This is a genomic window from Rhizobium sp. NFR03 (assembly GCF_900111275.1).
In the GTDB taxonomy this organism is placed as follows: Bacteria; Pseudomonadota; Alphaproteobacteria; order Rhizobiales; family Rhizobiaceae; genus Ferranicluibacter.
In genome coordinates this window covers 20,046-35,734 of record NZ_FOGR01000001.1, presented here as the reverse complement: position 1 = coordinate 35,734, position 15,689 = coordinate 20,046, and the positions used below count along the sequence as shown (strand labels likewise).

The 15,689-nt window shown below is 61.4% G+C and carries 11 protein-coding genes and 1 pseudogene; 6 read left to right on the top strand and 6 right to left on the bottom strand.

The window, feature by feature from the left end:
- Positions 1 to 69 precede the first annotated feature (69 nt).
- Complete coding sequence (glmS, locus tag BSG19_RS00155; protein ID WP_092983755.1) at positions 70 to 1,896, top strand: glutamine--fructose-6-phosphate transaminase (isomerizing); 1,827 nt, start codon at positions 70 to 72, stop codon at positions 1,894 to 1,896.
- 113 nt (positions 1,897 to 2,009) lie between these two features.
- Positions 2,010 to 2,720 (top strand): DUF502 domain-containing protein, encoded by a 711-nt coding sequence (locus tag BSG19_RS00150; RefSeq protein WP_092983753.1) that lies wholly within the window; start codon positions 2,010 to 2,012, stop codon positions 2,718 to 2,720.
- Positions 2,721 to 2,723: 3 nt separating this feature from the next.
- Here BSG19_RS00150 and recG read toward each other — a convergent pair whose 3' ends face one another.
- Entirely contained in the window at positions 2,724 to 4,829 is a 2,106-nt protein-coding gene (gene recG, locus BSG19_RS00145) for an ATP-dependent DNA helicase RecG (protein ID WP_092983751.1), read from the bottom strand.
- 153 nt (positions 4,830 to 4,982) lie between these two features.
- On the opposite strand from recG, the gene BSG19_RS00140 reads away from it, so the two are divergent.
- The 3 genes from BSG19_RS00140 to BSG19_RS00130 all read left to right on the top strand — a co-directional run bounded on the left by BSG19_RS00140 (position 4,983) and on the right by BSG19_RS00130 (position 9,528).
- Complete coding sequence (locus BSG19_RS00140; protein ID WP_092983749.1) at positions 4,983 to 5,303, top strand: FAD assembly factor SdhE; 321 nt, start codon at positions 4,983 to 4,985, stop codon at positions 5,301 to 5,303.
- Positions 5,300 to 8,803 (top strand): transcription-repair coupling factor, encoded by a 3,504-nt coding sequence (gene mfd / locus BSG19_RS00135; RefSeq protein ID WP_092983747.1) that lies wholly within the window; start codon positions 5,300 to 5,302, stop codon positions 8,801 to 8,803. The genes BSG19_RS00140 and mfd overlap by 4 nt, the downstream gene beginning before the upstream one ends.
- A gap of 119 nt (positions 8,804 to 8,922) precedes the next feature.
- Positions 8,923 to 9,528 (top strand): hypothetical protein, encoded by a 606-nt coding sequence (locus tag BSG19_RS00130; RefSeq protein ID WP_139274700.1) that lies wholly within the window; start codon positions 8,923 to 8,925, stop codon positions 9,526 to 9,528.
- Positions 9,529 to 9,543: 15 nt separating this feature from the next.
- Here the strand turns inward: BSG19_RS00130 and BSG19_RS00125 are convergent, their stop codons facing one another.
- Both BSG19_RS00125 and BSG19_RS00120 read right to left on the bottom strand, forming a co-directional pair.
- The gene (locus tag BSG19_RS00125) at positions 9,544 to 10,209 is read right to left on the bottom strand and encodes a DsbA family oxidoreductase (protein WP_092983743.1); all 666 of its coding nucleotides are present in this window, start codon (positions 10,207 to 10,209) and stop codon (positions 9,544 to 9,546) included.
- 74 nt (positions 10,210 to 10,283) lie between these two features.
- Positions 10,284 to 12,083 (bottom strand): annotated as a pseudogene (locus BSG19_RS00120) (extracellular solute-binding protein); the annotation flags it as partial.
- Positions 12,084 to 12,583: 500 nt separating this feature from the next.
- Between BSG19_RS00120 and BSG19_RS00115 the strand changes: the two are divergent.
- The gene (locus tag BSG19_RS00115; protein WP_092983741.1) at positions 12,584 to 13,213 is read left to right on the top strand and encodes an invasion associated locus B family protein; all 630 of its coding nucleotides are present in this window, start codon (positions 12,584 to 12,586) and stop codon (positions 13,211 to 13,213) included.
- 85 nt (positions 13,214 to 13,298) lie between these two features.
- Here BSG19_RS00115 and hspQ read toward each other — a convergent pair whose 3' ends face one another.
- The 3 genes from hspQ to BSG19_RS00100 form a co-directional block, all read right to left on the bottom strand.
- Positions 13,299 to 13,628, bottom strand: coding sequence for a heat shock protein HspQ (hspQ, locus tag BSG19_RS00110; protein ID WP_092985409.1), 330 nt, complete (start codon positions 13,626 to 13,628; stop codon positions 13,299 to 13,301).
- 193 nt (positions 13,629 to 13,821) lie between these two features.
- Positions 13,822 to 15,231 (bottom strand): type I glutamate--ammonia ligase, encoded by a 1,410-nt coding sequence (glnA, locus tag BSG19_RS00105; protein WP_092983739.1) that lies wholly within the window; start codon positions 15,229 to 15,231, stop codon positions 13,822 to 13,824.
- A gap of 57 nt (positions 15,232 to 15,288) precedes the next feature.
- The gene (locus tag BSG19_RS00100) at positions 15,289 to 15,627 is read right to left on the bottom strand and encodes a P-II family nitrogen regulator (RefSeq protein ID WP_092933760.1); all 339 of its coding nucleotides are present in this window, start codon (positions 15,625 to 15,627) and stop codon (positions 15,289 to 15,291) included.
- Between the last annotated feature and the right edge of the window lie 62 nt (positions 15,628 to 15,689).

Sequence of the window (15,689 nt, the reverse complement as noted above, 5' to 3'; positions counted from 1 at the left end):
GCTCCCTGCGCAAAAAACAGTAGTCAGCTTCAGGCTCAATGTCTGGGCGCAATTATATCGGAGAAGTTCATGTGCGGCATCGTCGGCATCGTCGGGACACGGCCCGTTTCGGAGAGGCTGGTCGATGCGCTCAAGCGGCTCGAGTATCGTGGGTATGATTCGGCGGGTGTGGCAACGATCCATGACGGGCAGCTCGACCGTCGTCGTGCCGAAGGCAAGCTTTTCAACCTCGAAACGAAGCTCGCCGGCGACCCGCTTCCCGGCCTGATCGGCATCGCGCATACACGCTGGGCAACGCATGGCGCGCCGACGGAAAACAATGCCCATCCGCATTTCACGGATGGGGTTGCGGTGGTTCACAACGGGATCATCGAGAACTTTTCCGAGATCAAGGACGCGCTGATCGCTGACGGCGCAACTTTCTTGACACAGACGGATACCGAGGTCGTCGCGCAGCTTCTCGCCAAGCTTCGCCGGGATGGGCTCGATGCGAAGCAGGCCATGCAGGCGATGCTGAAGGCCGTGACCGGTGCCTATGCCCTCGCAGTCCTGTTTGCCGATGCGCCTGGCACCATCCTTGCTGCCCGTTCCGGTCCGCCGCTTGCCGTCGGCTATGGCAAGAACGAGATGTTTCTCGGCTCGGATGCCATTGCGCTCGCGCCCTTTACCAACGAGATCACCTATCTCAACGATGGTGACTGGGCCGTGTTGACGGCCGATGGCGTCGAGATCCTGGACCATGACGGCAATCGCGTGATGCGGCCGCGGCAGGTGTCCATTGCTGCCGCCTACATGGTGGACAAGGGCAACCACCGGCATTTCATGGAGAAGGAAATCTACGAGCAGCCGGAGGTCATCTCGCATGCCCTCGGACATTATGTCGATTTCACGGAGAACCGTGTCAGCGCCGCCGCCTCGGCCATCGATTTCGCGCGGATACCGAGCCTTGCCATTTCGGCTTGCGGCACGGCCTATCTCGCCGGCCTGATCGGCAAATACTGGTTCGAGCGCTATGCGCGGCTGCCGGTCGAGATCGATGTCGCCTCCGAGTTTCGCTATCGCGATATTCCGCTTTCGCCGGATGCAGCAGCGCTGTTCATCTCGCAATCGGGTGAGACGGCGGACACGCTGGCATCGCTGCGCTACTGCAAGGATCTCGGCCTGACGATCGGCGCGGTCGTCAACGCGCGCGAATCCACCATCGCGCGCTCGTCGGATGCCGTCTTCCCGATTCTCGCGGGTCCGGAAATCGGTGTTGCCTCGACGAAAGCCTTCACCTGCCAGCTGGCGGTGCTTGCAGCGCTGGCCGTCGGTGCAGGGCGCGCGCGCGGCACCATTTCGGTCGAGGAAGAACGCGTTCTCGTGCGCCACCTTGCCGAAATGCCGCGGATCATGGCGCGGGTTTTGAATGCTATCCAGCCCAAGATGGAAAGCCTCGCACGGGAACTCTCCAAGTGCAGGGACGTCCTTTATCTCGGCCGAGGCACCAGCTTTCCTCTCGCCATGGAAGGCGCGCTGAAGCTGAAGGAGATTTCCTACATCCACGCCGAGGGCTATGCAGCCGGTGAGCTGAAGCATGGGCCGATCGCCCTGATCGATGAGAATATGCCGGTGATCGTGATCGCGCCGCACGACCGGTTCTTCGAGAAGACCATTTCGAACATGCAGGAGGTTGCGGCCCGCGGAGGCCGGATCATCTTCATCACCGACGAGCGGGGCGCGGCTGCTTCCAAGTTGGAGACCATGAGCACGATCGTGCTGCCGAACGTGGACGAGCTGATCGCGCCGATGATCTTTTCGCTACCGATCCAGCTTCTGGCCTACCACACCGCCGTGTTCATGGGCACGGACGTGGACCAGCCGCGAAATCTCGCAAAGTCCGTGACGGTCGAGTAGCGCCATCGCAGCCGCAGCATGCGTGGTTGCAGTGCAGCTTTTGCCATTGTCCGCCCGGCCGCAACGCCATATCATTCGTTTGCGGCTGCAAACCGAGCGCCGATGGAATCATCATGACCGAAGCTCCGACGCGCATTTCCCTTGCCACTCGCCTGCGAAACAACTTTCTCGCTGGCCTGGTCATCTGCGCGCCGATCGCGATCACGCTCTGGTTGACGTGGAGCTTCGTGCGCTGGGCCGACAGCTGGGTGAAACCGTACATTCCGGCGCGCTACAACCCGGACAGTTACCTGAATTTTGCCGTGCCGGGCTTCGGCCTGCTCATCGCGCTGATCATGATCACGATCATCGGCTTCCTCGGAAAGAACCTGATCGGCCGGTCCATCGTCAACCTCGGCGAACAGGTGCTTAACCGCACGCCGCTGGTGCGCGGACTTTACAAGAGCCTGAAGCAGATCTTCGAGACGGTGTTGAAGGAACAGGGCACGCCGTTCAACAAGGCGGCGCTGATCGAGTATCCGAGCGCCGGGCTCTGGTCGCTGGTGTTCATCTCGACGGATGCCAAAGGCGAGATTGCCTCGAAATTCGACGCGATGGGTCGCGACATGGTGGCCTGCTTCATGCCGCCGACACCTGTGCCGACAGCCGGGTTCCTCGTTTTCGTGCAGCGCGAGAAGATCGTGCCGCTGGACATGAGCGCGGAGGATGCCGCCAAGCTCGTGATCTCGGTCGGTCTCGTCACACCACCCGAGGGCGGGCCGGTGGCGACGACGCGCAAGGGTCGCAAGGCTGCCGAGCCGGTTCCGGTCGTCATTGAATCGTGACGTTCATCCAGCTCGCAGGAAGCGGATCGCTTCGTCGCGGCGGTGCAGGTAGAGCAGGGTTCGCAACGCTTCTCCGCGCGGCGTGGTGAGGTCCGGATCGCGCTCGATCACGTAGGCTGCATCCTTACGCGCGATCTCCAGGAGGTCCGCATGGGCTTCGAGGCTTGCAATACGGAAGCCGGGCGTGCCGGATTGCCGCGTCCCGAGCAGCTCGCCTTCACCCCGAAGCTTCAGGTCTTCCTCCGCAATCACGAAGCCGTCCTCCGTGTCGCGCAGGATCGACAGGCGGGAATGGGCGGTCTGGCTGAGAGGACCCTTGTAGAGCAGAATGCAGCTCGAAGCCTGATCCCCACGCCCGACACGACCGCGCAGCTGGTGGAGCTGGGCAAGGCCGAAGCGCTCGGCGTGTTCGATGACCATGATCGTCGCATCCGGCACATCCACCCCGACTTCCACGACGGTGGTCGCAACGAGGAGGCGCGTCTCGCCATTCTTGAAGGCAAGCATCGCGGCATCCTTCTCCGGGCCGGCCATTCGGCCGTGAATGAGGCCGGCGACGGGGCCGAGGCGGGCGACGAGAATCTGGAAACGTTCATCTGCCGACATGAGGTCGGACAGTTCAGATTCTTCCACGAGCGGGCAGATCCAGTAGATCTTCTTGCCTTCCTCGATTGCCGCACGCAGCCGTTCGACGATATCGTCCAGCCGCTCGGTCGGCAACGTTACAGTCTGTATCGGCTTTCGGCCGGCAGGCTTCTCGGTGAGCTTGGACACGTCCATATCGCCGAAGGCGGCGAGCACCAGCGTGCGCGGAATTGGCGTCGCGGTCATGACCAGCATGTGCGGCGACACGCCCTTTGCCGTCAGCCGAAGGCGCTGATGGACGCCGAAGCGGTGCTGTTCATCGACCACAGCCAGCAGCAGGCGATGATAGGCGACCGTGTCCTGGAAGAGCGCATGGGTGCCGATGACGATATCGGTTTCGCCGGAGGCCAGCCGCTCGAGCACGGCATCACGCTCGCGACTTTTGGTACGACCCGTGAGCACGTCGATACGCACGCCCGCGGGACCGGCGAGCCGGCTGAGCGTCGTGAAATGCTGGCGGGCGAGAATTTCCGTCGGCGCCATGAGCGCGGCTTGCCCGCCAGCCTCGACGGCCGCCAGCATCGCCATGAGCGCGACGGCCGTCTTGCCCGAGCCGACGTCACCCTGAAGGAGCCGAAGCATGCGCTCCTCGCGTGCCATATCGCCGAGAATATCCGCGACCGCTGCCGTCTGGCTGCCGGTCAGGGAGAAGGGCAGGGCCGATATGACAGGGCCGCTCAGCGCCCCGGTCGCCTTGACCGGGGTTCCCGGCACGGTGCGCAGGCGCTGGCGAACAAGTGAGAGGGACAGTTGCCCCGCCAGAAGCTCGTCATAGGCCAGCCGTCGCCGCGCCGGTGCGCGCGGATCGATATCCGTGGCGTCACGCGGTTCGTGCAGGGCAATGAAGGCATCACGCGCCGGCAAAAAATCCTGCTTTTCCAGAAGAGCCTCGTCCAGCCATTCTGGGAAGTTCGGTATGCGTGTCAGCGCCGCCTCGATGGTGCGCCGCAGCGTCTTCGGCGAGAGGCCTGCCGTCAGTCCATAGACCGGCTCGACCAGCGGTATGTTCTCCGCGTCCTCCTCCCGCACCATCAGGTCGGGATGGACCATGGAGGCGCGGCCGTTGAACCAGTCGACCTTCCCTGAGACGATGACGACGTCGTCGATCGGCAGCTGCTTCTCCAGCCAGTTGCCCTTGACCTTGAAGAAGGTCAGCGCCAGCTCGCCGGTGTCATCCTGCAGGAAGACACGGTAGGGCATGGACGAGCGCCCGGGCGGCGGCGGCTGATGCCGGTCGATCCTGCCCTTGATGGTCACGATCGCGCCGGCGAGCGCGTTCATCACGCCCGGCTGGTGGCGGCGGTCAACGATGGAGTGCGGCGCGTGGAAAAGCAGGTCCACCACACGGCAATCCTCGATGCTCTCACGACCGAACAGCCGGGCGAGAAACTCGCCGACTTTGGGGCCAACGCCGGGCAGCGTATCGAGCGAGGCGAAAAGCGGATCGAGGAGGGCAGGGCGCATTGGGGAACTTCACTTGACGAAACGGACTTTGGCAAGGCTGACAAGTCGTTGTGCAGCGTTTATAGGAGCGGCGGGACCGTGGCAGCAAGGCTCAATTTCGCTCGTCCCGACGACGGTCACGGCACCGCTCATACGCCGCAAGAGGGATAGTCCATGACAGGCATCACCCGCACCAGCGCCGATCTCGATCTGCGCCGCCGCAAGATCCTCTTCCGGGCGTGGCATCGCGGCCTGCGCGAGATGGATCTTGTCTTCGGGCAATTCGCCGACAACGAGCTTGCCGATCTGCCGGATAGCGATCTCGACGAGCTCGAACGCATCATGGCCGAGGAAGACAATGATCTCGTGAAATGGATCCTGGGCGAACGCGACTTGCCCGACCATTTCCGCACGCCGCTCTTCGCGCGCATCTCCGCCTACCGTCCGGACTTCGAACCGCAGACGCGACCGACTGCCACAGGACCTCATGAATGATAGCCGGATTTGACAAGAAGAAGATCGCGGGTGTCGCGCGCGAGATCACCATCGGCCCGGTGCCCGCCGGTGTCGAGCCGCTGCTTCTTGCCGAGATTGCGCGTGCGGAGGGGCCGGTCGCCTACATTCTGTCCGACGGGCAGCGCCTCGCCGACATCGAGCAGATGCTCGGCTTTGCAGCGCCCGATATTCCGGTTCTCACGCTGCCGGGCTGGGATTGTCTCCCCTACGACCGCGTCTCGCCGAGCGCCGATGTGTCTGCCCGGCGCCTCTCCGCGCTGAGCGCGCTGATCGCGCATGCGCGCAAGCCGCATCCGGCCATCGTGCTCGTGACCGTGAACGCAGCGCTTCAGAAGATGGCGCCGAAGGACGTGATAGAGGGCCTTGCCTTCTCCGCCCGGCCGGGCGCGAACATCCGCATGGACGATGTGGCCGGACTTCTGTCTCGCAACGGGTTCGAGCGCGTGGCGACCGTGCGCGAGGTCGGCGAATATGCCGTGCGCGGGGGCATTCTCGATGTCTTCGTTCCCGGCAGCTCGGAGCCTGTACGACTGGACTTCTTCGGCGATACGCTGGAAAGCATCCGCTCCTTTGACCCCGCAAGCCAGCGAACGACGGGGCAGGCGCTGTCGCTCGACCTCAATCCGATGAGCGAGGTTTCGCTGACGCCGGAGACGATAAGTCATTTCCGCACACGATATCTCGCGCTGTTCGGCGCGACGACGCGTGACGATGCACTCTATCAGGCTGTGTCCGAAGGCCGGCGCTATGCCGGCATGGAGCATTGGCTGCCGCTGTTCTACGACACGCTCGACAGCGTGTTCGACTACCTCCCGGGCTTTCGGATCGTCACGGACCATGTGGTCCGGGAGGCGGCGGCCGAGCGCTCCAAGCTCGTGCACGACTACTACGACGCCCGCCGCGAATCGGGCGTGGGGAAGCATCAGGCATCGCAGGGAACACCCTACAAGCCGGTGCCGCCGGAGCAGCTTTATCTGACGGCGGATCAGTTTTCCGCAGCGCTTGCCAGTGGTCATGCCATTCGCCTGTCACCTTTCGCCGAGCCGGAAGGTGAAGGCCGCAAGGTCGTGACCATCGACGCGCGCCTCGGTGTGCGCTGGGCAAAGAATGCCAGCGAGAGCACGCCGGAAGGCGAGCGCGTCAACGTGTTCGATCAGGCGGTCAAGTACATCGCCGACAAGCGCGCCAAGGGTGCCAAGGTGCTGGTCACCGGCTGGTCCGAGGGATCGCTCGACCGGCTGCTCCAGGTGCTGGCGGAGCACGGGCTCGCCAACATAAAGCCGGTCGCCGCGTTCAGTGAAGTCGGCAAGCTGAAATCGGGGGAGGCGGCAGCTGCGGTTCTCAGCCTCGAAAGCGGCTTCGAGAGTGGCGATCTCGTCGTCATCGGCGAGCAGGATATTCTTGGCGACCGGATGGTGCGCCGCTCCAAGCGCCGCAAGCGTGGAGCTGACTTCATCGCAGAGGTGGCCGGGCTGGACGAGGGCTCGATCGTCGTTCACGCCGAGCACGGCATCGGGCGCTTCGTCGGGCTGCGGACCATTGAGGCCGCCGGAGCTCCACATGCCTGTCTGGAGCTCGTCTACGCCGACGATGCCAAGCTTTATCTGCCCGTCGAAAACATCGACCTTCTCTCCCGATACGGCTCGGAGGGTAGCGATGCCATTCTGGACAAGCTGGGCGGTGTCGCGTGGCAAGCGCGCAAGGCCAAGCTGAAGAAGCGGCTGCTGGACATGGCCGGTGGCCTCATCCGCATCGCCGCCGCGCGGCTGACGCGGCGCGCACCCGTGCTGACGACGCCTGAAGGCATCTATGACGAATTCGCCGCGCGCTTCCCCTATGACGAGACCGAGGACCAGATGACCTCGATCGAAGCCGTACGGGACGATCTCGGCGCCGGCCGGCCGATGGACCGGCTGGTGTGCGGCGATGTGGGCTTCGGCAAGACCGAAGTTGCACTGCGCGCCGCCTTCATCGCAGCGATGAATGGCGTACAGGTCGCGGTCGTCGTTCCCACGACGCTTCTGGCACGGCAGCATTTCAAGTCTTTCACCGAGCGTTTCCGCGGACTGCCGATTCGTCTCGCTCAGGCCTCGCGTCTTGTCGGCTCCAAGGAGCTGGCGCTGACAAAAAAGGAGGTTGCCGAGGGCAAGACCGATATCGTCGTCGGCACCCATGCCTTGCTCGGCAGCGCCATCAACTTCGCCAATCTCGGCCTCCTGATCATCGACGAAGAGCAGCATTTCGGCGTGAAGCATAAGGAACGGCTGAAGGAGCTGAAGTCGGACGTGCATGTGCTGACGCTCTCGGCAACCCCTATCCCGAGGACGCTGCAGCTTGCGCTCACAGGCGTGCGCGAGCTCTCGCTGATCACGACGCCACCGGTCGATCGCATGGCCGTGCGGACGTTCATCTCGCCCTTCGACGCGCTGGTGATCCGTGAGACCCTGATGCGCGAGCATTACCGTGGCGGCCAGAGTTTCTACGTGTGCCCACGGCTGGCCGATCTCGATGACGTGCGGGCCTTCCTGCAGTCCGACGTGCCGGAGCTGAAGGTTGCCGTCGCGCACGGGCAGATGCCGGCGACCGAACTCGAGGACATTATGAACGCGTTCTACGAGGGGCGGTACGATGTGCTTCTATCGACCACGATCGTGGAGTCCGGTCTCGACGTTCCCCGCGCCAACACGCTGATCGTGCACCGGGCCGATATGTTCGGTCTGGCGCAGCTCTACCAGCTGCGCGGGCGGGTGGGGCGGTCGAAGGTGCGGGCCTTTGCCCTGTTCACGCTGCCGGTCAACAAGACGCTGACCGGCCCGGCCGAGCGGCGGCTCAAGGTGCTGCAATCGCTCGACACGCTCGGCGCGGGTTTCCAGCTGGCAAGCCACGACCTCGACATTCGGGGCGCCGGCAACCTGCTCGGCGACGAGCAGTCCGGTCATATCAAGGAAGTCGGCTTCGAACTCTACCAGCAGATGCTGGAGGAGGCCGTGGCCGAGCTGAAGGGTGATGAAGACGTCACCGACACCGGCTGGTCGCCACAGATATCCGTCGGTACGCCGGTGATGATCCCGGACGAATACGTGCCGGACCTCCATCTCCGCCTGATGCTCTACCGCAGGCTCGGGGAAATCACCGAGCTTGCCGATATCGATGCTTTCGGCGCTGAGCTCATCGACCGGTTCGGGCCTTTGCCGATAGAGGTGCAGCACCTCTTGAAGATCGTCTACGTCAAGTCGCTCTGCCGGACAGCGAATGTCGAGAAGCTCGATGCCGGGCCGAAGGGCGTCGTCGTCCATTTCCGAAATCGCGATTTCCCGAACCCCGCGGGTCTCGTCGGCTATATCGCCAAACAGGGAACGCTTGCCAAGGTTCGGCAGGACCAGAGCATTTTCTTCCAGCGCGATTATCCGACGCCCGAGAAGCGGCTGGCCGGTGCCGCGATGCTGATGACGCAGCTCGCGGGGATCGCGAAGGGGTGACGGCGTTTATGTGAGTTTTTTCTGAATTAGCATATTGACACGCTATTGGTGTTGATCAACATTGTCACTCGTTAGGCGGGAGATTGGCAATGGATGACTGGCTTGTGCTTGCAAAGAGGATGGTGCCGGATCTTGAGAAGGCGCTGAAGGATGATCTCTCGGGAAATCTCGAAGCGGATGTCATCGGCGTTCTCAAGACAGTCTCTGGAAAAGATTTGTTGGTAGATGCCGAAGCAGTTCTCGCCAATGATCCTGCTCTTGAGAAGCGCGTCGTTACCGAAGTATCGGCCCTGATGGAGAAAGTCAGCGGCGCTGCTTCGGCACCTGCTATTCCGGTGGGTCCCTCGGCATCTGACGAGGTTGCCGAGAAACTTCGACGTCTCGACGTCGAATTCGAAAAGCTTGAGCAAGCGCGCCGGTTTTACCTGGAACTGCAAGCAAGGAACGCGAAGCACATCTGGGTAAATCCGGTTCTTTCGCTCGGCATCACGGGCGGATTTATCGTCCTCGTCTACATGACTGCCTTCGTGGTGATTCCAGCCGCGAACTCGACGGTCTTCAACATCATCCTTGGTGCTTTTTCGACAGCGTTCGCAACCGTAATCGCCTTCCACTTCGGATCATCCGTCGGGTCGAAGGATAAGGATGAGGACAAGCGAAGAGAGGCGATCGAGAAGGCCTCGGCCGGAGATGCCGCGACGATGGCACGGATAGTGGCCACCTAGGACCGGACGAACACTTTAATGGATGTTGGCCTGATTCTTCATCTGGGCGATGTCCCGCAGGGCGCTGACCAGAGCATCGACCGATTGCGCACCCATCACGGCATACTTGCTCTCGATGATAAAGCACGGCACGCCGGTAACGCCCATATCGCGCGCCATGTCGATCTCTGTCTTTACGTCGGCTGCGTCGGCGTCGGAGGCGAGCAGCGCCGTGACAACGGCACGATCGAGGCCACCGGCCTCGGCGATATCGATGAGGGTCTCCCGGTCGCCGACATTGCGACCTTCCTCGAAGTTGGCCCGGAACAGGCCGGATACCACGTTTGCCTGTATGTCAGCGCCTTCTGCCTGCGCCCAGCGGACAAGCCTGTGCGCGTCCAGCGTGTTCGGCGAGATCTTTACGGCATCGAAGTCGAATGCAATGCCATCGGCACGTCCGAGGGCGGCGAGGGTCTCATGCGCCCGCGCAACGGCTGCCTCTCCGCCAAGCTTTGCCGCAAGGTGCGCCTTGTGATCGACGCCTTCCGGCGGCAGGTCCGGATTGAGCTGATAGGGGCGCCAGGTGACTGTAACGAGGATTTCGTTTGCCAGTTCCGCGATGGCCTTGTCCAGCCTTGCCTTGCCGAGATAGCACCATGGGCAGACGACGTCCGAGACGACGTCGATGGTGACGTGTTCCATCGTTGTTACTTCCCTTGTTCGATTTGCTGACCCTGAGGCACGGCGGGCTGCTGCGGGACAGGTGCCGAGGTCTTTTGTGCGTCGACATCCCACCACGTCGGCAGGCTGTACCCGTAGAGTGGCACCGTATTCGGTCTGCCGATGCGCTTATGGCGACCGACCCACTGCGACGCCACGTGATAAAGTGGCACAACATAGAAGTTCGAGACAAGCATCCTGTCATGGGCGCGAACGGCCGCTGTGAAATCTTCCTGCGAGCGTGCCTGGAGGATGTTGTTGATCAGAGTATCGATGTCCTTGTCGGCGACGCCGGCGAAATTTTCGCTGCCCTGCCGATCACGCGATTGCGACGACCATCGACCGACCTGCTCGATGCCCGGCGAAAGCGAGGAGGGGAAGGACTTGATGATGATGTCGTAGTCGAAGGACTGGCTGCGCTGCTGGTACTGAGCGTCGTCGACCGTGCGCACGCCGGCCCGAATCCCAAGCGCGGCGAGGGAGCGCTGGTAGGCGAGCGCCATCTTCTCCTGCCCCTCGTTCTGCGTCATGATCTCGAAGGCAAGCTGCTGACCATCCGCATTCTTCATCTGTCCGTCGCGAATCGTATAGCCGGCTTCGCGCAGCAGCGTCACCGCTTCGCGCAGCACATTCCGGTCGCGCCCGGAGGCATCGGTGACGGGCAGGCGGTACGTTCCATCGAGCACCCCGGGAAGAATGCGGTTGCGAATGTCGCCGAGGAAACCCAGTTCGCGATCGTCGGCCGGCTGGCCGAGATAGGAGAGAACGGAATTCTGCCAGTAGCTCTGCGTACGCGTGTAGGCGCCATCGTAAAGGTTCTTGTTGACCCACTCGAAGTCGAAGACGAGGGCGAGCCCCTGCCGCAGCTTCGGATTGGCGAACATCGCCCGGCGGGTGTTGAAGACGAAGCCCAGCATTCCCGATGGCGTCTTCGGCGAAAAGGTGTCCTTGATGACCTCACCGGATTGGACCGCCGGAAAATTATAGCTGCGCGCCCATCGATTGGGGCTGCCTTCGGGGTAGATGTCGATCTCGCCCTTCTTGAAGGCTTCGAAGAGCGAATTGTCCTGAAGAAAATACTCGACGGAAACACGGTCGTAATTGTCCTGTCCGATCTTCGACGGCAGGTCCTTCGCCCAATAGTTCGGATCGCGCTCGTAGACGATCCGCTCCCCCGGCGTCACGGAGGCGACCTTGTAGGGGCCGGACCCGATCGGGAAGGTCAACGTGGTCTGGTCGAAGGTCTCGACCGGGGTCGCATGCTTCGGGAGTATCGGCGTCATTGCAATCAGGAGCGGGAACTCGCGATCGCTCTTCTCATTGAAGGTAAATCGGACGCTGCGGTCGCCGATTTTCTCCATCTTGGCCACCTTGTCGAGCCTTGAGGCAAAGGGCACGCGGCCCTTATCGCGGAAGATCTCGAACGTGAAGATGACATCCTCCGGCGTCACCGGCTGACCATCGGACCAGCGCGCCTTGGGATTGAGATTGAACTGGATGAAGGTGCGATCCTCATCCCACTCCACCGTTTCCGCCAACAGGCCGTAGAGCGAAAATGCCTCGTCGCGCGAACGCGTCATCAGGGAATCATAGATGAGATTGCCGTATTCCGGATCGAGCATGCCGCGTGCCGTCGTGCGCATGCTCTTCAGAATGAACGGATTGAGATTATCGAACGACCCGACGACGCCATAAGAGATATGACCGCCCTTCTTTACCTGCGGATCGACATAAGGGAAGTTCTTGAAGTCGGCGGGCAGGGCCGGCGTCCCATGCATGGCAATGCCGTGGACGGGCTCGGCAATAGCTGCGCCAGCGGCCGAGAGGGACGTGAACAGGGCAAAGCCCAGAAACAATGCGCGCACGCGGTTCTCCGATGCGGATGGCCCGGCTAAAGTTCGAGCGGATCCAGAAACGATTCCTGCCGACCCTACCATGCCGAGCCGATTTTTGAACCTTCGGTCCACGAAATGGCTCTCGTGTGCCGAGACCTTTGCGAAATGTCCTGTCCGAGAGCGCAATTTTCAGCGCGCATGACTGGATTAGACCGGCGTGACGCGTTAGGAGAGGGAACCGCCACTCGACGGGTCATGCAAATGCCTCAATTGACCAACAGAGGAGCGGGCGGCCGCGCACTCGCCTCCTCACGCTAGCAGACATTGGTCGAGCCGGCAGACGTTGGACGAGCAAGCGACATTGGGATGAGCGGATTCGCTTGGGTGGTTCTCGGGATCCTGGTGGTCCCAGTCAGAACGATCGCAACCGATCCTGTAGTGAACGTGATGTTGCGCGTTTCCTCAAAGGAGCGCTGCACCCGAGCCGCAGAAACGATGGAATTCAGGAGACGGATATCGTTATGACCTTCAAGCCCACCCTCACCAGGAAAGTCGCCATTTCGGCTTTCGCCGGCGCCGTAGCGGCTGCTGCAATGCCATCGGCTTCTTTCGCGCAGCAGGCATCCCAGCGCCCGCCGCAGGGCTGGTTCAAAGTTTGCACCAAGCAGGAAGACAACGACGTCTGCATCGTGCAGAACCTTCTCTCCGCCAATAACGGCCAGCTCATCACTGCCGCCGGTCTCATCAGCGTTCAGGGTAAGGTCAACCGGAAGATCCTTCAGGTGTCAGTTCCTTCCGCTCGTCTCCTGCCGCCTGGCGTGCAAGTCCAGATCGATGGCGGAAAGCCGATCAAGCTCGACTACGCGATCTGCATGCCTGACAAGTGCGTGGCAGAAGCTCCGCTGACAGACGCCGTCATCGCCAGCCTGAAGAAGGGCAGCGAAGTGGTCTTCACCTCGATCAACTTCCAGCGCGCCCCGAACCCCATCAAGATGTCGCTTGAAGGCTTTACCGGCGTATTCGACGGCGAACCGATCGAGCAGTCGAAGCTTCAGGAGCGCCAGCGCCTTCTGCAGGAAGAAATGCAGAAGAAAGCAGAAGACGCGCGCAAGAAGCTGGAAGAAGCCCAGAAGGCTGCCAAGCAGAACTGACCGGAGCCAGTCTCCTCAACAAAAAAGCCCGGATCTCGCGATCCGGGCTTTTTTGTTGTAATGCTCTGAGCGAACACGTCTCGCTTCAGTGCGTGACCACGGCTTTCGGCTTGTACTGACCGATGGTCTCCGGATCAAAGAAAGTCTCGACCTGCGAGTGGCGAACCGGTGTTCCCGTGTCGTCTGACATCAGGTTCTGCTCGGAAACGTAGGCGACATATTCGCTTTCATCGTTTTCCGCCAGCAGATGGTAGAAGGGCTGATCGCGATCGGGCCGAACTTCGGCTGGAATGGCGTTCCACCATTCTTCCGTGTTCGCGTACTCCGCATCGACATCGAAGATCACGCCGCGGAACGGGAAGAGCCGGTGGCGAACCACTTGTCCGATCTGGAACTTTGCATCTCTCTGTTTCATCATGACCGTATTCCTTTCCATCAATATGTGGGAGGAATTACAGCGAGATCAAGGGACGAACGGGGAACGTGAAGGGGTTATGCCCTGAAAACATCCTGCCTGCTCAAGCGGCAAAGCTCCTCATGGCGCGGTACCTTTTCAACGAAAAAGGCCGGCGCTGGTGGCGCCGGCCTTTTTCGTTCAGAACGGCAGCTTATGCCGAGTAGTACATGTCGAATTCAACCGGATGCGGCGTCATATCGTAGCGCATGACTTCCGCCATTTTCAGCTCGATATAGGCATCGATCTGGTCATCATCGAACACGCCGCCGGCGGTCAGGAACTTGCGGTCGCGATCGAGATTTTCGAGCGCCTCACGCAACGAGCCACAAACGGTCGGGATCTTCTTCAACTCCTTGGCCGGCAGATCGTAGAGGTCCTTGTCCATGGCCTTGCCCGGATGGATCTTGTTACGGATACCGTCAAGCCCTGCCATCAGCATGGACGCGAACGCGAGATAGGGGTTTGCAAGCGGATCGGGGAAGCGAACCTCGACGCGCTTTGACTTCGCACCCGAGCCGAACGGAATGCGGCAGGAAGCAGAGCGGTTGCGAGCGGAGTAAGCCAGCAGAACAGGCGCCTCGTAGCCCGGGACCAGACGCTTGTAGGAGTTAGTCGTCGGGTTGGTGAACGCGTTGATAGCCTTGGCATGGCGAATGATGCCACCGATGTAGAACAGGCAGTTCTCTGACAGACCCGCATATTCGTCACCGGCGAAGGTCGGCTTGCCATCCTTCCAGATCGACTGATGCACGTGCATGCCGGAGCCGTTGTCGCCGAAAATCGGCTTCGGCATAAATGTCGCCGTCTTGCCGTAGGCATTGGCCACCTGATGCACGACGTACTTATAGATCTGGATCTGGTCAGCGCTGCGCACGAGCGTATCGAACTTGACGCCGAGTTCATGCTGGGCGGCCGCGACCTCATGGTGCTGTTTCTCGACCGTCACCCCCATCTCGGAGAGAACGGTGAGCATTTCCGAGCGCATGTCCTGGCAGCTGTCGATCGGCGGTACGGGGAAGTATCCACCCTTGACGCGCGGCCGGTGGCCGAGGTTGCCGGTGTCGTAGGCGGTATCGTCATTCGACGGCAGTTCCGACGAGTCCAGCTTGAAGCCGGTATTGTACGGATCGGCCTTGTAACGGACGTCGTCGAAGATGAAGAATTCCGGCTCCGGGCCGACGAAGACGGTATCGCCGATGCCGGATGACTTGAGGTAGGCTTCAGCCTTCTTCGCAGTGCCGCGCGGATCGCGATTGTATGCTTCGCCCGAAATCGGGTCGAGAATGTCGCAGACCACGACCATCGTCGACTGAGCGAAGAACGGGTCCATGTGAACCGTTGCCGCATCCGGCATCAGCACCATGTCGGATTCGTTGATCGCCTTCCAGCCGCCAATGGACGAGCCGTCGAACATCACGCCATCGACGAACATGTCTTCATCGACGCAGGACACATCCATGGTCACGTGCTGAAGCTTGCCCTTGGGATCGGTGAACCGAAGATCAACGAACTTGACGTCGTTTTCCTTGATCTGCTTGAGGATGTCGCTCGCAGTCGTCATATCGGAGATGTCCTTCCCTGACGGTTATGGCCGCCGCGCGAATGCGGCGGCATGAAATCAGATAGCGTCGACGCCGGTTTCGCCCGTGCGGATTCGGATAACCTCTTCCACATTCGACACGAAGATCTTGCCGTCGCCGATCCGCCCTGTCTGGGCGGCGTTCCGTATCGCCTCGATGACCGCATCGGCGTTCTCGTCCGCGAGAACAACCTCGACCTTCACCTTCGGCAAAAAGTCCACGACGTACTCAGCGCCACGGTACAATTCGGTATGGCCCTTCTGCCGTCCGAACCCCTTGGCTTCCGTCACCGTAATACCCTGGAGCCCGACTTCCTGAAGGGCCTCCTTCACTTCATCCAGCTTGAATGGCTTGATGATCGCTTCGACCTTTTTCATGAGAAAATGTCTCTCCGCTTCTCCCGTTGGAACAGGGGAATCCCCGCTCGCTCCACCATATG